Origin of the sequence: Frateuria terrea (assembly GCF_900115705.1) — a bacterium.
Classification (GTDB): Bacteria; Pseudomonadota; Gammaproteobacteria; order Xanthomonadales; family Rhodanobacteraceae; genus Frateuria_A; species Frateuria_A terrea.
Genome location: NZ_FOXL01000004.1, coordinates 504,407 through 523,228, shown reverse-complemented (window position 1 = coordinate 523,228; position 18,822 = coordinate 504,407). Strand labels below are relative to the sequence as shown.

Below are 18,822 nucleotides of genomic sequence, written 5' to 3'. Positions count from 1 at the left end.
TACGGCCGCGGAACGGGTACCCGCAGTTCAGCCGAACGCCCTGACCACGTTGCTGACGCCCACCCCCAGTACCGCGATCGCCGCCAGTACCGTCACCACCCGCGGCGGCATGCGCCGCGCGAACAGCGCACCCACGGGCGCGGCCAGCACGCCTCCTGCGATCAGGCCAAGCACCGCCGTCCCATGCCCCAGGCCCGCCAGCAGCAGGAAGCTGATGCTCGCGGCCACGCTCACCACGCACTTGGCCAGGTGTGCGGTGCCGATCACGCTCCGTGGTGTGGCGCCGCGGGCGACCAGCGTGGTGACCGTCAACGCGCTCCAGCCGCCGCCGGCCACCGCATCGGCGAAACCCGCGGCCAGGCCCAGCACCGGCGTGCCACGCGGCAGGTCTGCCTCGGGCGGACGGCCGGGCGCCCCACGCAGCAACAGGAACATGCCGATGCCCAGCAGATAGGGTGTCAACGCCAGCCGCATCCATGCAGCGGGCACGTGCACCACGACCGTCGCGCCGATCACCGCGCCGATTGCGCCGGGAATCACGAGCATCCAGAACAGCGGCCAACGCACGTTGCCGGCCAGCCAATGGCTCAGGCCCGACGCGCCGCAGGTGAACGCCTCCGCCTGGTGCACGCCCGCGGTGGCGGTCACCGGCGGTACGCCCAGCCCCAGCAGCATGGCTGCCGAGGCCACGCCGTAGGCCATGCCCAGCGCACCGTCGACGAGCTGTGCCAGCCCGCCGACGATAGCGAAGGTGAGGAACTCGGAGCTTGGAACCATGGCGCGGCCCGGCGGAGAGGAGCCGGGAGTATCCGCAGCGCTGGCTGCAGGCAGAAATAAGGGCTCGGCATATCCACATGCCCAGGTGTCCTTTCCCAAGCGGGCGGCCGCCGCCTAGATTGGCCGAACCCATTTGGACGTCCAAAGGACACGACGACGTGAATGCACTGGTCGCTCCGGAACCGTTGCCCGTTGCCCTGAGCGCGGAGAAGGCTGCCTTGCTCGCCAGGCTGGCCGAAGGGCTGGCGCCGGAGGAGCTGTACTGGGTGGCAGCCTGGAGCGCGGCGCGTGCGGGCCATTCCCAGCGCGGCGTGCGGCTGGCCGACGCCGCACCTGCCGGTGCGCCGGATGCGCCGCGGCTGACCATCGTCTACGGCAGCCAGACCGGCAACGCCAAGCGGTTGGCCGAGCAACTGGCGGCGCGCAGCGAGTCGGCGGGTCTGGCCGTACGACTGGTGCGCGCGGACGCCTATCCGCAGCGCGAACTGTCGAAGGAAACCCACCTGCTGTTGGTGATCAGTACCCAGGGCGAGGGCGAGCCGCCGGACGACGCCCGTGGCTTCGTCGAATTCGTTGCCGGCAAGCGCGCACCGCGGCTGCCGGGGCTGCACTATGCGGTGCTTGGCCTGGGCGACTCGAGCTACCCGCAGTTCTGCGCGATCGGCCGCCAGCTCGACGCGCGCCTGGCCGAGCTCGGCGCCACGCGTTTCGCTCCGCTGGGCGAGGCCGACGTGGACATCGACGAGGTGGCTTCGCCGTGGTCGGTCAGGGCGCTGGAGCAGGCGCGCGGGGCGCTGGGCAACGCCGCTCCCGCGGCCACGCGTAGCGCCACCGTGCACGCACTGCCTGCACGCAGCCCGCATTCGCGCGAACAGCCGTTCCACGCCACCGTGCTGGCCAACCAGCGCATCGTATCGCGCGACAGCGAGCGCGCCGTGCACCACGTGGAACTGTCACTGCAAGGCTCGGGCCTGCGCTATGCGCCGGGCGATGCCATCGGCCTCTGGCCGACCAACCCGCCGGTGCTGGTCGAGCAGTGGCTGCAGGCGGTGCGCCTGGATGGCGCGCAGGAGACCAGCCACCAGGGCCGCACGCTGCCGCTGGCGCAGTGGCTTGGCCGCGAGCGTGAACTGACGCGGCTCACCCGCGGTTTCGTTGCGGCACACGCCGCCGCCAGTGGTCACGCCGACCTGATGCGCGTGTTGCGCAAGGAGAACGCCACCGCGTTCGCCGAACTGCTGTCGGGCCACCAGCCGATCGATCTGTTGCGCCGCTACCGCGCGGCCTGGCGGGCGGAGGACCTGGTCGCTGCACTGCGTCCGCTTACGCCGCGGCTCTACTCGATCGCCTCCAGCCCGCGTGCGGTGGGCGAGGAAGAGGTGCACCTGACCGTCGCGCGGGTCGAGTACGAGGCATTCGGCACGCCACACTGGGGCGCCGCCTCGACCTTCCTCTCGATGGTGGACGAGGACGCCACGGTGCCGGTGTTCGTCGAGTCCAACGACCGCTTCCGGCTGCCGGCGGACGGCGCCCGCGACATCATCATGATCGGGCCCGGCACCGGCGTGGCGCCGTTTCGCGCCTTCACGCAGGACCGCCGCGAGACCGGCGCACGCGGCCGCAACTGGCTCGTCTTCGGCAACCGCCATTTCACCCGCGATTTTCTCTACCAGCTCGAGTGGCAGGAGGCGCGCAGGAGCGGAGCGCTGCATCGCCTGGACCTCGCCTTCTCGCGCGACACCGCACAGAAGGTCTACGTGCAGGATCGCCTGCGCGAACAGGGCAGGGAGCTCTACGCCTGGCTGCAAGGCGGCGCGCACCTGTACGTGTGCGGCGATGCCAACCACATGGCCAGGGACGTCCATGCCGCGCTCCTCGACATCGCCGTGGCGCATGGCGGCCATGCCCCCGACGCAGCCAGGGCCTGGCTCGCCGATCTCCTCACCCAGGGCCGCTACGCCCGCGACGTGTACTGACATGACCACCAGGCTGTCCGAACTCGAACACATCAAGCAAGAGAGCCGGCAACTGCGCGGCTCCATCGCCGAGGGGCTGGCCGATTCGGTCACCGGCGCCATCGGTGAGGCCGACACCAAGCTGCTGAAGTTCCACGGCAGCTACCAGCAGGACGACCGCGACCTGCGCGAAGAGCGCCGCAAGCAGAAGCTCGAGCCGCTGTATGCCTTCATGCTGCGCGCGCGCCTGCCTGGCGGCGTGGTCACGCCGGCGCAATGGCTGGTGTTCGACCAGCTCGCGCGCGACCACGCCAGCAGCGGGCTGCGCATCACCACGCGTCAGACCTTCCAGTGGCACGGTATCTTCAAGCACAACCTCAAGCCCACCATTGCGGCGATCAACGCCAGCATGGCCAGCACCATCGCCGCCTGCGGCGACGTGCTGCGCAACGTGGTGAGCACCCCGTTGCCGGTGCAGTCCGCCGCGCACGCCGAGGCCCATGCCTGGGCAGTGCGCCTGTCGGAGGAGCTGGCGCCAAAGACCACCGCCTACCACGAGCTGTGGTTGGACGGCGAAAAGCTGGTCGGCGAACCGGAACCCGAACCGCTCTATGGCAGGACCTACCTGCCGCGCAAGTTCAAGATCGGGCTGGCCATCCCGCCGCTCAACGACATCGACGTGTTCGCGCAAGACCTGGGGTTGATTGCCATCGAGGAGAGCGGGCAGCTGGCCGGCTTCAACCTGGCCGTCGGCGGCGGCATGGGCGCCACCCAGGGCGATCCCTCCACCTACCCGCGGCTGGGCGACGTGATCGGCTTCGTGACGCCCGAGCAACTGCGAGAGGCGGCCGAGCAGGTGATCGCGATCCAGCGCGACTGGGGCGACCGCGGCGAGCGCAAGCACGCACGGCTGAAGTACACGCTCGACAACCGCGGCACGGACACGTTCGTGGCCGAGCTGGAGCGCCGCCTGGGCTTCGCGCTGCAGCCAGCGCGGCCGTTCCGCTTCGACCACAACGGCGACCGCTATGGCTGGCTGCAGGGCGCTGATGGCCGCTGGCACCTTACCTTGCATATCGAGTCGGGGCGGCTGCTCGATCGCGGCGACAAGCGCCTGCTCACCGGCATGCGCGAGCTGGCCCGGGTGCACACCGGCGACTTCCGGCTCACCTGCAACCAGAACGTGATCGTCGCCAACGTCAACGCTGCCGATCGCGAGCGTATCGACGCGATCGTCGCTGCCCACGGCCTCGATGGCTACCGCCGGCAAAGTGCGATCCGCCGCCACGCGATCGCCTGCGTGGCGCTGCCCACCTGCGGCCTGGCGATGGCCGAGAGCGAGCGCTACCTGCCAGGCTTTCTCGAAAGGCTGGAAGCGCAGCTGGAACGCCACGGCCTGCTCGACGCGCCGATCCTGCTGCGCCTGTCCGGCTGCCCCAACGGCTGCTCGCGGCCGTACCTGGGCGAGATCGCGCTGGTCGGCCGCGCACCCGGCCGCTACGACCTGCGCCTGGGCGCCGACTTCGCCGGCCAGCGCATGAACGTGGTCTACCGCGAGAACGTGGACGAAGCGGCCATCCTGGAAGCACTCGAGCCGCTGTTCGCAAGCTACGCCGCCGGGCGTGCGCCGGGCGAGGGTTTCGGCGACTTCCTGCTGCGCGGCGGTGTACTGGTGCTGCCCGTGCGCCGGCGCATCGCCGCCGAGGTGGTGGCATGAACGCGGTGCCCGTTCCGCAACCGGCCCGCGAGCCGCGCGACCTGGACCGGACCAACGCCCTGCTGGGCGGGCTCGGCGCCGAGGAACGCGTCGCCTGGGCGCTGGAGAACGTGCCGGGCGAGCACGTGCTGTCCTCCAGCTTCGGCGCGCAGGCAGCGGTGTCGTTGCACATGGTGAGCCGTCAGCGGCCAAGCATCCCGGTAGTGCTGATCGATACCGGCTACCTGTTTCCGGAGACCTACCGCTTCGTCGACCAACTCGCCGCGCGGCTCAGGCTCAACCTGAAGGTCTACCGGGCAGCCCTGACTCCCGCCTGGATGGAAGCCCGTCATGGCCGCCTCTGGGAGCAGGGTGTGGAAGGCATCGACCGCTACAACCAGATGCGCAAGGTCGAGCCGATGCAGCGCGCGCTGGCCGAACTCGGCGCGGTGGGCTGGTTTGCCGGCCTGCGCCGCAGCCAGGCGCGCACCCGAGCGGGCATCGAGTTCGCCGGCTACCGCCACGGCCGCTGGAAATTCCACCCGCTGGCCGATTGGAGCGATCGCGACGTGGGGCTGTACCTGAAGCGGCACGACCTGCCGTACCACCCGCTGTGGGAGCACGGCTACACCTCCATCGGCGACGTGCACACCAGCCATCGCTGGGAGCCGGGCATGGCTCCGGAGGACACCCGCTTCTTCGGGCTCAAGCGTGAATGCGGCCTGCACCACATCGCCTGAGGCTTGGACTAGCCTTTGGGCGCAGCGCGACGGGAGGAAAGAGCGACATGAGCGTGACCGCACTCGCTACCGAGACAGGCGCCACCGACCAGCTGATCGCACCGCACGGCGGCCTGCTCAAGGACCTGTACCTGCCGCCGCTGGAGGCCGAGGCGCTGAGGCGACGCAGCGAGGATCTGCCCTCGCTGGAGCTCAACACACGCCAGCTGTGCGACCTGGAACTGCTGCTCAGCGGCGGCTTCTCGCCGCTGGAGGGTTTCCTCGGCCGCGTCGACTACAACGGCGTGGTCGAGGGCATGCGGCTGGCCGACGGCACGCTGTGGCCGATGCCGATCACGCTGGACGTGAGCGAGGCCTTCTCGGCCAGCCTTTCCTGTGGCAGCGAGGTGGTATTGCGCGACGGCCAGGGCGCACCATTGGCAGTACTGGAAGTGCACGATATCTACTGGCCAGACCGGCTGCGTGAAGCGAAACAGGTACTCGGCACCAGCGACCGCGCGCACCCTGGCGCGGCCGAGCTGCTCGATCGCACCGGCCCGGTCTACCTGGGCGGCCGCGTGCGCGGCATCCAGCCGCTCGCGCATCAGGACTTCCCCGAACTGCGTGACACCCCGCGAAGCCTTCGCGCGTGGTTCGAGGCCAAAGGCTGGACCCGCATCGTCGCCTTCCAGACGCGCAACCCGATGCACCGCGCACACCGCGAACTGACCCTGCGTGCAGCCGAACAGGTCGGCGCCAGGCTGCTGATCCAGCCCTCGGTCGGGCGCACCAAGCCGGACGACGTCGACTATCACACCCGCGTGCGCTGCTACCGCGCGCTGCTGTCGCATTATCCCGAGGGCCAGGCCAGGCTATCGCTGCTGCCGTTGGCCATGCGCATGGGCGGTCCGCGCGAGGCGATGTGGCACGCGATCATCCGCAAGAACTACGGCGCCAGTCATTTCATCGTCGGGCGCGACCATGCCGGCCCGGGCAAGGACGCCAGCGGCAGGGCCTTCTACGGACCGTACGAAGCGCAGCAGTTGCTGCAGCAGCACCAGGCGGAACTCGGTATCCAGGTCGTGCCGTTCCCGGCGATGGTCTATGTGGTCAACCGCGATACCTACGTCCCGTCGACCGAGGTGACCCCGACGGACGTGGTGCGCGAGATCTCCGGCACCGAATTGCGGCAACACCTGCGCGAAGGCACCGAGATTCCCGACTGGTTCTCCTTCCCCGACGTGGTGGAGATCCTGCGCGAGCGGCATCCCGCCAAGGCGCCGTAACACGCTCTTGGCTCCCTTTCTTCCGAGGGAGCGGGAGCCAAGTGCATCAAGCGGCGTCTGGCAATGCCACCGCACGCTCGCGCCAGTGCGGCGCCTCGGGCCACCCGCCAGGGATCTCCTCCCCGGCCAGCGCGCGTGCCACGCCGCGCCGGTCCAGGTGCGGCGCGAACTGGCCGATGAACTCCAGCACGAACTCCCGCACCACCGCTTCCCGCCGCAGCACGATCCAGGTCGTGCATTGCGGGAACAGGTGGTCGGCCGGCAGCACGTGCAGGTCCGCGTCGGCCGCCAGCATGGCCATCTCGGCCAGCACGCCGACGCCGAGGCCGGCGCGCACGTAGGTCTTGATGAGGTCCGCGTCGCCGGCGGTCATGGCGATCTGCGGTTCGAGCCCGGCCATCTCGAACACCCGCCGCAGCGACGACTCCGGCCTGAGCGAGGAGTCGTAGCTGATCAGCTGCTCGGCGGCGAGCTCGGCCAGCGTGGGCGGCAACGCGCGCCGCGCCAGGGCATGGCCGGTCGGTGCGACGACCACGCGGTGCCAGCGGTAGGCGGGCAGGGCGATGCCGGTGGACGGCGGTGCGCCGGCCGTGCTGATCACGGCCATGTCCACGCGCCCGGCCTCCAGCTGCGCCAGCACGTCGGCATCCTGGCCGGGCTGCAGGTGCACGCTCACTTGCGGATAAGCCAGGTTGAGCGCGGCGATGGAGGCGGGCAGGGCAAAGCGCGCCTGGGTGTGGGTGGTGGCAATGCGCAGTTCGCCGTGCGCCTCGTTGCGCAGGTTGGCGGCGATCGCGCGGATGTTGGCCGCCTCGGCCAGGATCGCCCGGGCCCGTTCGAGCACCTGGCGGCCGGCGTAGGTCACCGCATCCAGGCTCTTGCCCTTGCGCACGAACAGCTTGAAGCCGAGCTCGTCCTCGAGCTGCTTGAGCTGCTTGCTGAGTCCCGGCTGGGTGGCGTGCACGCGCTCGGCGGCGAGTGTGATGTTGAGTCCGGCGTCAGCGATAGCGACCAGGTAGCGGAGTTGGACCAGCGTCATGGCGGAGTGTCCGTGTTCGTTCGTCAGTAGGGGCGGGTGCGGACGGCACACGGGTACATCGTTCGGGGCGGCGCGCCCGCCCTGCGGTCGGGGCGTCGTTGTCGTTTTTTCATATTTGGACGTCTATACGTCCGATATGGCTGACTGTCAAGGAAAGCGCGTCGCACCGGTGGCACATAACGCGGATGCATAAGCTCGGGGCGACAAATCATTTGCCGCCCATGGCCGGTCGACCTAGCGTGACCGGACTCCTCATGCAGGTCCGCGCCTTGAAGCTCTACCCGTTGTTCGTCGACCTTTCGCACCGTGCCGTACTCGTGGTGGGCGGCGGTGCCGTGGCCGAGCGCAAGGTGGCCGCCCTGATCGAGGCCGGGGCGCAGGTGACGGTAAATGCGCCGCAGCTGACTTCGACGTTGCGCGGCTGGGTGGAGCAGGGACGTGTCGCGCATCGACCGGAGCCATTCCGCGAGAGTTGGCTGGATCGGGTCTGGCTGGTGGTGGCGGCCACGTCCGACCAGGCGACCAATGCCCTGATCGCCGAGTTCGCCGGGCTGCGGCGCCTGTTCGTCAATGTGGTGGACGATGCGCAGCTGTCCAGCTTCCACGTACCCGCGGTGGTCGACCGAGCGCCACTGACCATCGCCATCTCCAGCGGCGGCCAGGCGCCGATGCTGGCAAGGCTGCTGCGCGAGCGGCTGGAGACCCTGCTTGACCATTCCCTGGGCGCGCTCGCCATGTTGGCGGCACGGCTGCGTCCGCGCATCCGCCTGCGCTTCCGGCAACCGGTCGCGCGGCGCCGCTTCTACGAGCAGTTGTTTGCCGGCCCGGTGGCTGCCCTGCTGCGCCAGGGCAGGGACGACGAGGCACGCATCGCGGCCGAACGGGCGCTGGGCGGCGAGTCCGCCGACACCCCGGGTTCGGTGGCGCTGGTCGGAGCCGGCCCGGGCGATCCCGGGCTGTTGACGCTGCGCGGCCTGCGTGCGCTCAACGAGGCGGATGTGATCCTGCACGATCGCCTGGTCAGCGCCGAGGTGCTGGCCTTGGCACGACGCGACGCCGAGCGCATCGAGGTCGGCAAGCAGGCTGGCAACCACCACGCCACGCAGGGGCAGATCCATCGGCTGATGCTCGAGCACGCTCGGGCCGGACGCCGGGTGGTGCGGCTCAAGGGCGGGGACCCCTTCGTGTTCGGCCGAGGCGGCGAGGAACTCCAATTCCTGCGCGCCCATGGCATCGGCTACGAGGTCGTCCCAGGCATCACCGCGGCGCTGGCCTGTGCCGCTTATGCCGGCGTGCCGCTGACCCATCGCGACCATGCCCAATCGGTGCGCCTGCTCACCGCGCACTGCCAGGCGTCGCGAGACACGCTGGACTGGGTGGCGCTGGCGCAGGAGCGGCAGACGCTGGCCGTCTACATGGGCGTGGGGGAACTGTCAGGGCTGCGGTCCAGGCTGCTCGAATACGGCCGTGCACCGTCCACGCCGTTCGCGCTGGTCGAGAACGGTTCGCGTGCGGGCCAGCGCGTGGTCATCGGCACGCTGGCGCAGCTGGTTGAACGCGCCACCGCCCATGCGGTCCGTTCACCTGCGCTGCTGATACTCGGCGAGGTCGCCGCGCTGGCCGGCCCGCTGGCGTGGTTCGGGGCGCCGCCGCTGGGTGCGACGGCCCACGACATCGGCGATGCGGGCAGGGCCGCCCGCGTTCGCCCGGCGATGCACCAGGACGACGTGCTTGCCGCGCTCCACCAGGCCTGAACCTTCCGCACCGGCGCGTCCGCCGGGACCTATTCCCAGGAGCACTCCCATGATCTACGACAGCATCCTCGATACCATCGGCCGCACGCCGGTGGTCAAGCTGCATCGGCTTGCACCCAAGAACGTCGAGCTCTACGTCAAGGTGGAGGCGTTCAACCCGGCCGGTTCGGTGAAGGATCGCCTGGCGCTGGCGATCATCCTGGACGCCGAGCAGCGCGGCGACCTCAAGCCGGGGCAGACCGTGATCGAGGCGACCTCCGGCAACACCGGCGTGGCGCTGGCGGCGGTATGTGCGGCGCGCGGCTATCCCTTCGTCGCGGTGATGACCGAAACCTTCTCGATCGAGCGACGCAAGCTCATTCGCGCCTATGGCGGCAAGGTGGTACTGACGCCGGCGGCGGTGCGTGGCACTGGCATGGTCGAGAAAGCCGCCGAACTGGCCAAGAAGCACGGCTGGTTCCTGGCCCGCCAGTTCGAGAACCCCGCCAACCCGGCTTATCACCGCCAGACCACCGCCGCGGAGATCCTTGCCGATTTCGCCGGTCGCCGGCTGGACTACTTCGTCAGTGGCTGGGGCACCGGCGGCACGCTCACCGGCGTGGGCGAGGTGCTCAAGGTGGCCCGTCCGGAGGTCAAGATCATCGGCGCCGAACCTGCCGGAGCGTCGCTGCTCGGCGGCAAGGAATGGCAGCCGCACAAGATCCAGGGCTGGACGCCCGACTTCGTGCCCGGGGTGCTCAACCGCAAGGTGGTCGACCAGTTGGTGACCGTCGACGACACGGTGGCACGCGACACCTCGCGGGCGCTTTCGCAACAGGAAGGCATCTTCGTCGGCCTGTCCTCCGGCGGCACGCTCGCTGCGGCGCTGGACGTGGCCAAGAGCGCGCCGGAAGGTTCGGTGTTGCTGGCGATGCTGCCCGACACCGGGGAGCGCTACCTGTCGACCTTCCTGTTCGAGGGGGTGAACGAGGGCTCGGACGATGTGGAACAGGGTACCTCCGCACTTGGGCAGCAGGCGGCGGCGGTCAGTTGAAGCGAGGGCTGTCCCAGGCCCTCCTATCAGCCCGTCGGCAGCTTTGCTGAAACGGGAAAGTGCCCCCTGCCGGCGCAGGTACGCCGGCAGGGCGGTCAAATGCGGCGGCGCCGTCAAGCGCAGGCAAGCGAATGGAGTGACCGCAGCGCGCGGCGGCCAGAACTAGGCTACTTTGCGCACCTTCGCGCGCGTCCGCGGCGCCCCCTTCCCCAGCTCCCACTGGTCGATCAGCTTGCGTCCCACGTTGGCCAGCGCCTCGATGGCGGGCAGCAGTTCGCGGCCCAGCGCGGTCAGTGCGTACTCGGCCGTTGGCGGCGAGGTATCCAGCACCCGCCGCGTGACCAGTCCGCGCGATTCGAGCTCGCGCAGCCTCGCGCTCAGCACGCGCGCCGAGATCCGCGGGATGTCGTGGCGCAGTTCGCCGAACCGCCGCGGCTCGGCGCTCAGATACCAGATCACGTTGGGCGCCCAGGCACCGCGCAGCAGCGCCAGGCTCTCGGTAAGCGGGCACGCCGGCGGTGGCGCGGCAACCTTGCTCTTGCGAAGCGGCAGGCCCATGGCGGGGATTCCTCGTGCATGCGGTAACCGCGGAGATACCACATTTTTGCACTAATTCCCGGTTAGGTGGTATCTAACGGTTACTTTGGACACTAGGATGCGCGAACGTCGTCGCAAGACACGTTCCCCCACCCCAAGGAGTGATCCATGAAGCTCTACTACATGCCCGGCGCCTGCTCGCTTTCCCCGCACATCGTGGCGCGCGAGGCCGGCATCGACCTCAAGCTGGTGAAAGTCGACGGCAAGACCAAGCGCACCGAGGACGGCGCGGATTTCCTGGCGATCAATCCCAAGGGATACGTGCCCGCGCTGGAACTGGACGACGGCCAGCTGCTGACCGAAGGCCCGGCGATCGTGCAGTACCTGGCCGATCTCAAGCCCGCCTCCCACCTGGCGCCGGCAAACGGCACGCTGGCGCGCTACCGCTTGCAGGAAGTGCTGGGCTACATCAACTCCGAGATCCACAAGTCCTACACCCCGCTGTTCAAACCGGACACGCCCGAGGCGACGCGGCAGGAACGCAAGGAGTACCTGCGCAAGCGTTACGCGCTACTGGAAACTGCACTGGCGAAGCAGCCCTGGCTGCTCGGCGAGCATTTCACTGCAGCCGATGCCTACCTGTTCACAGTGACCAACTGGGCGCGCCAGGTCGAGCTGGACCTGTCCGATTTCCCGGCGCTCCATGCGTTCCAGCAGCGCGTGCTCGAACGGCCGGCGGTACAGGCGGTGATGGATGAGGAAGGGCTGGCGCGCCGGGCGACCGCGGCGGCTTGAGGCATTAGGGACGGGCCTGAAAAAATACCCTCTCCCTCCGGGAGAGGGTGCCCGAAGGGCGGGAGGGGGCTCGGGCGGAGCGTACTGTCACATGCAGCCCTTCGGCCCCGGCCCTGCGGGCCTGCGCTTGCGGCAATCCGTTGGAGACAAGCCGCTCGCCCCGAGCGTAGCGAAGCGAAGTCGAAGGGTGCGCCGGGCGAATCAGATTTCCCGCGCCAACCTTTCGGCCAGTCCCACATACCCGCCCGGCGTCAATTCCAGCAACCGCTGCTTCGCCTCCGCCGGCAATGACAAGCCCTCGATGAACGCGCGCATCGACTCGCGCGTAATGCCTTGCCCACGCGTCAGTGCCTTCAACTGCTCGTAAGGCTCGGGCAGGCCGTAACGGCGCATCACGGTCTGCACTGCTTCGGCCAGCACCTCCCAGCTGGCATCCAGATCGGCAGACAGCCGCTCGGCATTCACCGTGAGCTTGCCCAGGCCCTTCTGCAGCGATTCGAGCGCCACCAGCGTGTGGCCGAAGGCCGTGCCCAGTGCACGCAGCACGGTCGAATCGGTGAGGTCGCGCTGCCAGCGGCTGATCGGCAGCTTCTCGGCGAAGTGCCCGAGCAACGCGTTGGCCAGGCCGAAGTTGCCCTCGGCATTCTCGAAATCGATCGGGTTGACCTTGTGCGGCATGGTCGAGGAGCCGACCTCGCCAGCTTTCAGCGCCTGCTTGAAATAGCCCAGCGAGACATAGCCCCAGATGTCGCGCGCCAGATCGATCAGGATGATGTTGGCGCGGCGTACCGCGTCGCAGTATTCGGCGACGCCGTCGTGCGGCTCGATCTGGGTCGTGTACGGGTTGAAGTCCAATCCCAGGCTTTCGACGAAACGCTGCGAAAAGGCACGCCAGTCGACCTCGGGGTAGCTGATCGCATGCGCGTTGTAGTTGCCTACCGCGCCATTGATCTTGCCCGGGATCTCCACGGCTGCCAGCTGCGCGCGCTGGCGTTCCAGGCGCGCCACCACGTTGGCCAGTTCCTTGCCGAGCGTGCTCGGCGAGGCCGTCTGCCCGTGCGTGCGCGAGAGCATCGGCAGGCCGGCATTGTCGTGCGCCATCTCGCGCAGGCGCGCAACGATTCGGTCGAAGATCGGCAGTAGCACGGCTTCGCGCGCGTCGCGCAGCATCAGGGCATACGACAGGTTGTTGATGTCCTCGCTGGTGCAGGCGAAGTGCACGAACTCCCTGGCCTGGGCCAGTGCGGGATCGGCGCCGATGCGCTCCTTGATGAAATACTCGATCGCCTTGACGTCGTGGTTGGTGGTGGCCTCGATCGCCTTCACGCGCTCGCCGTCGGCCACGCTGAAATCGTTGGCAATGGCGCGCAGCTGGTCGACCTGGGCCCCGGAGAACGGAGGCAGCTCCGCGATGGAGCCTTCGCCGGCAAGCGCCAGCAGCCATTCGATCTCCACCTGCACGCGCCGGTGCATCAGGCCGTATTCGCTGAAGATCGGGCGCAGGGGTTCGACCTTGCCGGCATAACGGCCGTCCAGCGGCGACAGGGCGGTGAGGGCGTGGCTGCTCATCGAGGTGTTCCGGCGAGGGGAAACGGCCATTTTACATTGCCGCCGCACTGATGGCCGGCGGCCTATAGTGGCGCCTTCCCCACACCCAAGGAGCGCCCGATGGCCGACTACCGCATCGAACACGACAGCATGGGCGAGCTCAAGGTCCCCTCCGCCGCGCTCTACGGTGCGCAGACCCAGCGCGCGATCGATAACTTCCCGATCTCCGGCCTGGCTCTCCCGCGGGAGTTCATCCGGGCGATGGGGCTGATCAAGGCCGCGGCCGCCGCGGCGAATCTGGCGCTGGGCCACCTGAAAAAGGGCCAGGCGGCGGCCATCCGCAAAGCCGCACTGGCGGTGGCGGAGGGGCGTTACGACCCGCAGTTTCCCATCGACGTGTTCCAGACCGGTTCGGGCACCAGTACCAACATGAATGCCAACGAGGTGATCGCACACCTGGCTGCGCAGGCTGGCGCCAAGGTGCACCCCAACGACCACGTCAACTACGGGCAGAGTTCCAACGACGTTATTCCCACCGCGATCCACGTCAGCGCCACGCTGGCCACCAGCGAGCGCCTGCTGCCTGCCCTCAGGCATCTGAAGAAGATGATCGACAAACGCTCGCGTGAGCTGAAGAACGTGCCCAAGACCGGCCGCACCCACCTGATGGATGCGATGCCGGTGACCTTCGGCCAGGAGCTTTCCGGCTGGTCGGCGCAGATCGGTTCGGCCATCGATCGCATCGAGGATGCCTTAAAGCGCATGCGCCGGCTGCCGCAAGGGGGCACCGCCGTGGGCACCGGCATCAACGCCGATCCGAAGTTCGGCGCGGCCGTGGCTCGCGAGCTCAAGGCGCTGACCGGCGTGCGCTTCGAATCTGCGGATAACTTCTTCGAAGGTATGGCGGCGCAGGATGCGGCGGTCGAGTTGTCCGGCACGCTCAAGACGCTTGCCGTCGCGCTCATGAAGATCGCCAACGACCTGCGCTGGATGAACTCCGGTCCCTTGGCCGGCCTGGGCGAAATCGAGTTGCCCGCGCTGCAGCCCGGCTCTTCGATCATGCCGGGCAAGGTCAACCCGGTCATACCGGAAGCCACCGCCATGGTTGCCGCGCAGGTGATCGGCAACGATGCCGCGATCACCATCGGCGGGCAGTCGGGCAACTTCCAGCTCAACGTGATGCTGCCGCTGATCGCCTACAACCTGCTGCAGTCGATCGAGATCCTGGGCAACGTCAGCCGCCTGTTGGCCGACAAGGCCATTGCCGGGTTCAAGGTCAACCGCGAACGCGTCAACCAGGCGCTGGCGATGAACCCGATCCTGGTCACCGCGCTGAACCCGGTGATCGGCTACGAAAAGGGCGCCGCGACTGCCAAACAGGCCTACAAGGAAAGGCGCCCGATCATGGACGTTGCGCTCGAAACCACGGGTCTGTCGAAAGAGGAGCTGAAAAAGCTGCTCGATCCGACCACGCTGACCCGCGGTGGTATCCACAGCGAGTAGCCCGCGAGGCCGGCGTGGCGGGCGTCTGGCCGACATCAAGCAGTTTGCGCTGCCGCTTTATCGGTGGTGGACGTTCGGCTGTAAACAAAGAAATCCGATAACGATCCTGTCTTGGTATTACCCGTGAAAGGAAATCGATTGGGAATATACTTGATCATATGCCAGTCGGCGCGATTTTCGTCCACCCAGTCCGAGAATTTCCTGTGCCGAACGTGAGGTGCCTGATCAGCTGGGTTATTGTCGGTGTTGGATGAGTAGATGATAACGAGGTGTCTCGACGCATCGAAAAGCCGCGCCATGTAGCTTTCAAATACCATATCCTCAACCAGGTGGAAGATGACGTCGAGCGATAGTGCCAGGTCAGCCTGCTGGCCGGCATAATCAGTGACAAGCCCGAACACCTTGCTTCTATCGGCGTGAAATTTTTTCTTGCAGAGAGCAATCGCCTCGGGGCTTACATCCAGACCCATGTATTTGGGGTACGTCGCCAACGCCAGTTGGTTTCCATCTCCGCATCCGAATTCAATGACCGATCCGATCCCGTTCAAGCAGACCCAGCCATTGATGACCTCGGCCTTGAATTCCGCAAGCTGATTGTAGGAGCCATCCCCTGAATTGCCGCCAGAGCGATATCGCCTTTTCCAATAGCTTTCCGATCCGGGAAAAGGCCGGTTTAGTCTGACCAGGTGGTAGGCTTTTTGAATCACGGGGCCCACGATTGGAATCTTCTTGAAGATGCTTTTCATGCCTGTTTCCAAATTGCATCTCACAGCCGCGAAATCCCTTTACGGGCCAGACCATGCTTCGCAGACGACAGATAGGGGCCCGGAAGCATCAAGCGCGCATGAAAACAATCTCGAGGCTGGTAATCGGAAAGAATCTCCCCTCGCTCTTAGGCTTCGCTTATTTGGAAAAAACGGAGATGTGAAGAATCGGTATTGGCCAACTGCGATTGGCCATCGGCCACAGCGAGCGGGCGGCGGACCGAGCTGAGCATCGCCGTGCTCAATGGAAATCCAGGAGAGGCGGTGTCACTGGCCACTGGCGAATGGGGGCGGGTTTTAACCATCGCTGCCTGCCCGAACCGATCGGCAATATCCCGCCGGCGGAGGCCGGCCTTTCCCCGTAGTCGCCTATTTAAGGCGCCAGACCTTGCCTCCGGCCGGCCCCTTGCCGACGCCATCTGATTCCTACGAGCCTCGACCTCGCCCCTGGACCACGCCACCTTGGACCACGCTGGATCGACAAAAAAGGCCGGAACCCGCGGTTTCGCTGGGGTTGCCGGCCTTTATTGGACTTGCTTGGAGTTTGAATTGGTGGAGGTGGCGGGAGTCGAACCCGCGTCCGAAGGCGCTTGACGCCCGGTACTACATGCTTAGCCCACCGTTGGATCTCGTCCCGCGGCAGCACGGTGTGCGAAGCGCGCCGAAGGACCAGCCTGCTTGATTTGACCCTGACCGACAGGCGGCGGCTTCGGGCGATCCTGTGATGATGACCCTACATCCACGAGCACAGGCACAAGTGGGTTCGGGGCTAGGCCTTAAGCGGCCAGAGCGTAGTTGTCGTCGTTGGCAACTATGAGTTTGCGGCTGGATTTACGAGGAAAGCTGCCCCCTCGGCATGCACCAAGCCATCTCACTACCCCCGTCGAAGCCAGGACACCCCCGGGGAAGATCTGAGCTGGTCAGTCGGACAAGTATATGGGGCCGGCACGGTGGGCTTCAATGCGCACGGTGGCCGGAATTCAGGCCTCGCGGTTGTGGGCGCGCATGGTCCGCTGCTTCTCACGCTGCCAGTCGCGTTCCTTCTCGGCATCCCGCTTGTCGTGTGCCTGCTTGCCACGGGCCAGACCGATCTCCACCTTGACCTTGTTGCCCTTCCAATACATGGCAATAGGCACGAGCGTGTAGCCCTTGCGCTCGACAGCGCCGATCAGCTGGTCGATCTCCTGCTTGTGCAGCAAGAGCTTGCGCGTGCGGCGGTCTTCGGCGATCACGTGGGTGGAGGCGCTGATCAGCGGCGGAATCGAGGTACCGACCAGGAAGATCTCGCCCTTGAGCACTACGGCATAGCCATCGCCAAAATTGATCCGGCCGGCACGCAGCGCCTTGAGTTCCCAGCCCTGCAGCGCGATGCCCGCCTCGTAACGCTGGTCGATGTGGTACTCGTGACGGGCGCGCTTGTTGAGCGCGATGGTCCCGCCTGCGTGCTTGTCCTTGTCTTTCGCTTTTGCCATGTCAGCTAGACTTGCGCCCTTGCGGATGCGCCGGAAGCCGTCGCACCCGAGTGATGAATGAGGTAGCCGTGATCGAAATCCGACGAAGCGCCCTGGTCAACTACACGCCGGCGCAAATGTTCGATCTGGTCAACGATGTGGAAGCATACCCAAAGCGCTTCGCCTGGTGTGCCGACGCGCAGGTGCTCGAGCGGGAGGGTGACGTGCTGGTGGCGCGCCTGGTATTGAAATTTGCCGGCCTGAAGCAGGCTTTCACCACCCGCAATACGACCGAGCCGCCGAAGCGCCTGAATATGCAACTGGTGGAAGGGCCGTTCCGCAGCCTCGACGGAGTGTGGGAGTTCATTGCGCTGGGCGAGCATGGCTGCAAGATCGCATTCGCGCTGGATTTTGACTACGTGGGTCTGGGCGCCGGGGCGATCAAGCTCGGGTTCCAGGGCCTGGCCACCAAGATGGTTGAAGACTTCGGCCGAGAGGCCCGGCGCGCGTATGGCTGAGATCACCGTGGAGGTGGTGCTGGCACTGCCCGGGCGTGTGCGGCGGAGCCAGGTGAAACTCAGCGAGGGCGCCACCGTCGAGCAAGCGGTGGCGGCAGCGGACCTTGGCGGCGAAGCGACACGGGTCGATCCTCGGCGCCTTGGCGTGTTCGGCCGCCTCGCGAACCCCGGGCAGGTGCTGCACGACGGCGACCGGATCGAGATCTACCGTCCGCTTGCGCTCGACCCTAAGGAGGCGCGCCGCCGCCGCGCCCGCTGAACGCGGGCATCGATAGGACTAAGGCGTATTGCCGCCCGGATTGTCCGAACCGCTGCCATCGCCGCCGTTCTTGCTCTTGTCGCCTTCGGTCTCGTCGACCGGATAGGTGGCATGGTACTTCTCGGTATCCTTGAGCATCTTCTCCGCGTCCTGCGCGAAGAAATCGCCTTCGGTGCGCACCAGGGTGTCGTTGTTGAAGGTGAGCGTGAACGTGCGCACCTTGACCGGACCGCCACGGTGCTGCTGGGTGGACACGTAGTCCCAACGGTTGTCGTTGAACGGAGTGTGGACCGAAGGAGAACCCAGGAGCACCAGTACCTGGTGCTTGGTCATGCCGGGCTTGAGCTGATCGACGTCTTTCTTTTCCAGAAAATTGCCCTGTTGCACGTCCGGGACATAGACGAGCCCGCAGCCCACCAGCGAGAGCGCCAGCATGGCGGAACCGAGCGTGCGAATCAGCTTGTGCATGCGTGTTCAAGTCCGGATCGTGAAGGTGTCGATGATACACTAACGGCCTTGGTACGCCGCGTGTGGAGCCCGCTATGGAACAGGAAACCAGAGAGCTGCGCAGGGTCGGCCTGAAGGTCACCCACCCGCGTATGCGTATCCTGCAGATCTTCGAGGAGGAGGGCGTCCAGCACCTCACCGCCGAAGACGTCTACAAGAAGCTGCTCGCCGAACAGGAAGACATTGGTCTGGCCACGGTCTACCGCGTGCTCACTCAGTTCGAGGCCGCCGGCATCGTGGTCAAGCACAATTTCGAAGGCGGCCAGGCCGTCTATGAGCTCGACCGCGGCAAGCACCACGACCACATGATCGACGTAGACAGCGGCAAGGTCATCGAGTTCGTCAGCGAAGAGATCGAGCGATTGCAGCATGAGATCGCTGCCCGGCACGGGTACGTGCTGGAGGACCACAGCCTGGTGCTGTACGTGCGGCCGAAGGGGAAGGGGCGCTGACGTAGTTCTTCCGTCGGCAGAGCCGGCAGGTCGCGAGGCAAAAAAAAAGCCGCGGGAGGACTCCTGTCCACCCACGGCTGATCCGTTACCACTCGGCGCCTCGGCGTTCGCGAATTGCTCGCTTGCCGGGCTGCGCCGTTGGTTCCGGCGGAACGGCATCCTGCCGTTCTTCGTGGCCACCGTCCCCACGGTGACCACGGCACGCCATCTTGCGATGGCGGCTCCCCCA

General features: G+C 66.9%; 18 protein-coding genes and 1 other RNA gene. 11 read left to right on the top strand and 8 right to left on the bottom strand.

The genetic code is table 11. The features are described 5' to 3' along the window. Positions 1-27: 27 nt before the first annotated feature. A complete protein-coding gene (locus BMZ38_RS08935; protein WP_091336477.1) occupies positions 28-777 on the bottom strand; it encodes a sulfite exporter TauE/SafE family protein in 750 nt (249 codons plus the stop codon). 158 nt (positions 778-935) lie between these two features. Here BMZ38_RS08935 and BMZ38_RS08930 point away from each other — a divergent pair, with 158 nt between their 5' ends. From BMZ38_RS08930 to sat, 4 genes are read left to right on the top strand one after another with little or no spacing between them, the layout of a single operon-like run. Next, positions 936-2,753: an assimilatory sulfite reductase (NADPH) flavoprotein subunit gene (locus BMZ38_RS08930; RefSeq protein ID WP_425431865.1), complete on the top strand. Its 1,818-nt coding sequence runs from the start codon at positions 936-938 to the stop codon at positions 2,751-2,753. 1 nt (position 2,754) lies between these two features. Then, positions 2,755-4,449, top strand: coding sequence for an assimilatory sulfite reductase (NADPH) hemoprotein subunit (gene cysI, locus BMZ38_RS08925; RefSeq protein WP_091336472.1), 1,695 nt, complete (start codon positions 2,755-2,757; stop codon positions 4,447-4,449). Then, a complete protein-coding gene (locus tag BMZ38_RS08920) occupies positions 4,446-5,168 on the top strand; it encodes a phosphoadenylyl-sulfate reductase (RefSeq protein ID WP_091336470.1) in 723 nt (240 codons plus the stop codon). Before cysI ends, BMZ38_RS08920 begins: the two co-directional genes overlap by 4 nt. Before the next feature lie 47 nt (positions 5,169-5,215). After that, positions 5,216-6,433 carry a sulfate adenylyltransferase gene (gene sat / locus BMZ38_RS08915; RefSeq protein WP_091336467.1) on the top strand — a complete coding sequence of 406 codons (1,218 nt, stop codon included), beginning with the start codon at positions 5,216-5,218 and terminating at the stop codon, positions 6,431-6,433. Positions 6,434-6,479: 46 nt separating this feature from the next. On the opposite strand, the gene BMZ38_RS08910 is transcribed toward sat, so the two are convergent. Then, positions 6,480-7,472: a LysR substrate-binding domain-containing protein gene (locus tag BMZ38_RS08910; protein ID WP_091336465.1), complete on the bottom strand. Its 993-nt coding sequence runs from the start codon at positions 7,470-7,472 to the stop codon at positions 6,480-6,482. A 254-nt stretch (positions 7,473-7,726) separates the two neighbouring features. Here BMZ38_RS08910 and cysG point away from each other — a divergent pair, with 254 nt between their 5' ends. Continuing rightward, the gene (gene cysG, locus BMZ38_RS08905; protein ID WP_217638732.1) at positions 7,727-9,226 is read left to right on the top strand and encodes a siroheme synthase CysG; all 1,500 of its coding nucleotides are present in this window, start codon (positions 7,727-7,729) and stop codon (positions 9,224-9,226) included. A gap of 49 nt (positions 9,227-9,275) precedes the next feature. Beyond that, positions 9,276-10,259 (top strand): cysteine synthase A, encoded by a 984-nt coding sequence (gene cysK / locus BMZ38_RS08900; RefSeq protein ID WP_091336463.1) that lies wholly within the window; start codon positions 9,276-9,278, stop codon positions 10,257-10,259. 162 nt (positions 10,260-10,421) lie between these two features. Here cysK and BMZ38_RS08895 read toward each other — a convergent pair whose 3' ends face one another. After that, positions 10,422-10,817, bottom strand: coding sequence for a winged helix-turn-helix transcriptional regulator (locus BMZ38_RS08895; protein ID WP_091336461.1), 396 nt, complete (start codon positions 10,815-10,817; stop codon positions 10,422-10,424). Between the two features lie 147 nt (positions 10,818-10,964). On the opposite strand from BMZ38_RS08895, the gene gstA reads away from it, so the two are divergent. Continuing rightward, positions 10,965-11,591, top strand: coding sequence for a glutathione transferase GstA (gstA, locus tag BMZ38_RS08890; protein ID WP_091336459.1), 627 nt, complete (start codon positions 10,965-10,967; stop codon positions 11,589-11,591). A gap of 201 nt (positions 11,592-11,792) precedes the next feature. On the opposite strand, the gene purB is transcribed toward gstA, so the two are convergent. Further along, on the bottom strand, positions 11,793-13,160 hold the full coding sequence (purB, locus tag BMZ38_RS08885) for an adenylosuccinate lyase (protein WP_091336458.1): 1,368 nt from the start codon (positions 13,158-13,160) through the stop codon (positions 11,793-11,795). A 99-nt stretch (positions 13,161-13,259) separates the two neighbouring features. On the opposite strand from purB, the gene BMZ38_RS08880 reads away from it, so the two are divergent. After that, the gene (locus BMZ38_RS08880) at positions 13,260-14,642 is read left to right on the top strand and encodes a class II fumarate hydratase (RefSeq protein ID WP_091336456.1); all 1,383 of its coding nucleotides are present in this window, start codon (positions 13,260-13,262) and stop codon (positions 14,640-14,642) included. A 35-nt stretch (positions 14,643-14,677) separates the two neighbouring features. Here BMZ38_RS08880 and BMZ38_RS08875 read toward each other — a convergent pair whose 3' ends face one another. From BMZ38_RS08875 to smpB, 3 genes are all read right to left on the bottom strand, one after another. Continuing rightward, the gene (locus BMZ38_RS08875; protein WP_091336454.1) at positions 14,678-15,388 is read right to left on the bottom strand and encodes a class I SAM-dependent methyltransferase; all 711 of its coding nucleotides are present in this window, start codon (positions 15,386-15,388) and stop codon (positions 14,678-14,680) included. 568 nt (positions 15,389-15,956) lie between these two features. Further along, positions 15,957-16,308: a transfer-messenger RNA gene (gene ssrA, locus BMZ38_RS08870) on the bottom strand. Positions 16,309-16,386: 78 nt separating this feature from the next. Beyond that, the gene (gene smpB, locus BMZ38_RS08865) at positions 16,387-16,878 is read right to left on the bottom strand and encodes an SsrA-binding protein SmpB (protein ID WP_091336452.1); all 492 of its coding nucleotides are present in this window, start codon (positions 16,876-16,878) and stop codon (positions 16,387-16,389) included. A 68-nt stretch (positions 16,879-16,946) separates the two neighbouring features. Here smpB and BMZ38_RS08860 point away from each other — a divergent pair, with 68 nt between their 5' ends. Then, positions 16,947-17,375 (top strand): type II toxin-antitoxin system RatA family toxin, encoded by a 429-nt coding sequence (locus BMZ38_RS08860; RefSeq protein ID WP_091336571.1) that lies wholly within the window; start codon positions 16,947-16,949, stop codon positions 17,373-17,375. A gap of 1 nt (position 17,376) precedes the next feature. Then, entirely contained in the window at positions 17,377-17,634 is a 258-nt protein-coding gene (locus tag BMZ38_RS08855; RefSeq protein ID WP_425431870.1) for an RnfH family protein, read from the top strand. An 18-nt stretch (positions 17,635-17,652) separates the two neighbouring features. On the opposite strand, the gene BMZ38_RS08850 is transcribed toward BMZ38_RS08855, so the two are convergent. Continuing rightward, the gene (locus BMZ38_RS08850) at positions 17,653-18,102 is read right to left on the bottom strand and encodes an outer membrane protein assembly factor BamE (RefSeq protein WP_091336448.1); all 450 of its coding nucleotides are present in this window, start codon (positions 18,100-18,102) and stop codon (positions 17,653-17,655) included. 74 nt (positions 18,103-18,176) lie between these two features. Between BMZ38_RS08850 and fur the strand changes: the two genes are divergently transcribed. Beyond that, the gene (gene fur / locus BMZ38_RS08845) at positions 18,177-18,593 is read left to right on the top strand and encodes a ferric iron uptake transcriptional regulator (protein ID WP_091336446.1); all 417 of its coding nucleotides are present in this window, start codon (positions 18,177-18,179) and stop codon (positions 18,591-18,593) included. Positions 18,594-18,822 lie beyond the last annotated feature (229 nt).

What these genes read in the sequence shown, in the direction of transcription:
- BMZ38_RS08935 (WP_091336477.1), bottom strand. Translation starts at nt 777, where the DNA reads ATGGTTCCAAGCTCCGAGTTCCTCACCTTCGCTATCGTCGGCGGGCTG.
- cysI (WP_091336472.1), top strand. Translation starts at nt 2,755, where the DNA reads ATGACCACCAGGCTGTCCGAACTCGAACACATCAAGCAAGAGAGCCGG.
- BMZ38_RS08920 (WP_091336470.1), top strand. Translation starts at nt 4,446, where the DNA reads ATGAACGCGGTGCCCGTTCCGCAACCGGCCCGCGAGCCGCGCGACCTG.
- sat (WP_091336467.1), top strand. Translation starts at nt 5,216, where the DNA reads ATGAGCGTGACCGCACTCGCTACCGAGACAGGCGCCACCGACCAGCTG.
- BMZ38_RS08910 (WP_091336465.1), bottom strand. Translation starts at nt 7,472, where the DNA reads ATGACGCTGGTCCAACTCCGCTACCTGGTCGCTATCGCTGACGCCGGA.
- cysG (WP_217638732.1), top strand. Translation starts at nt 7,727, where the DNA reads ATGCAGGTCCGCGCCTTGAAGCTCTACCCGTTGTTCGTCGACCTTTCG.
- cysK (WP_091336463.1), top strand. Translation starts at nt 9,276, where the DNA reads ATGATCTACGACAGCATCCTCGATACCATCGGCCGCACGCCGGTGGTC.
- BMZ38_RS08895 (WP_091336461.1), bottom strand. Translation starts at nt 10,817, where the DNA reads ATGGGCCTGCCGCTTCGCAAGAGCAAGGTTGCCGCGCCACCGCCGGCG.
- gstA (WP_091336459.1), top strand. Translation starts at nt 10,965, where the DNA reads ATGAAGCTCTACTACATGCCCGGCGCCTGCTCGCTTTCCCCGCACATC.
- purB (WP_091336458.1), bottom strand. Translation starts at nt 13,160, where the DNA reads ATGAGCAGCCACGCCCTCACCGCCCTGTCGCCGCTGGACGGCCGTTAT.
- BMZ38_RS08880 (WP_091336456.1), top strand. Translation starts at nt 13,260, where the DNA reads ATGGCCGACTACCGCATCGAACACGACAGCATGGGCGAGCTCAAGGTC.
- BMZ38_RS08875 (WP_091336454.1), bottom strand. Translation starts at nt 15,388, where the DNA reads ATGAAAAGCATCTTCAAGAAGATTCCAATCGTGGGCCCCGTGATTCAA.
- smpB (WP_091336452.1), bottom strand. Translation starts at nt 16,878, where the DNA reads ATGGCAAAAGCGAAAGACAAGGACAAGCACGCAGGCGGGACCATCGCG.
- BMZ38_RS08850 (WP_091336448.1), bottom strand. Translation starts at nt 18,102, where the DNA reads ATGCACAAGCTGATTCGCACGCTCGGTTCCGCCATGCTGGCGCTCTCG.
- fur (WP_091336446.1), top strand. Translation starts at nt 18,177, where the DNA reads ATGGAACAGGAAACCAGAGAGCTGCGCAGGGTCGGCCTGAAGGTCACC.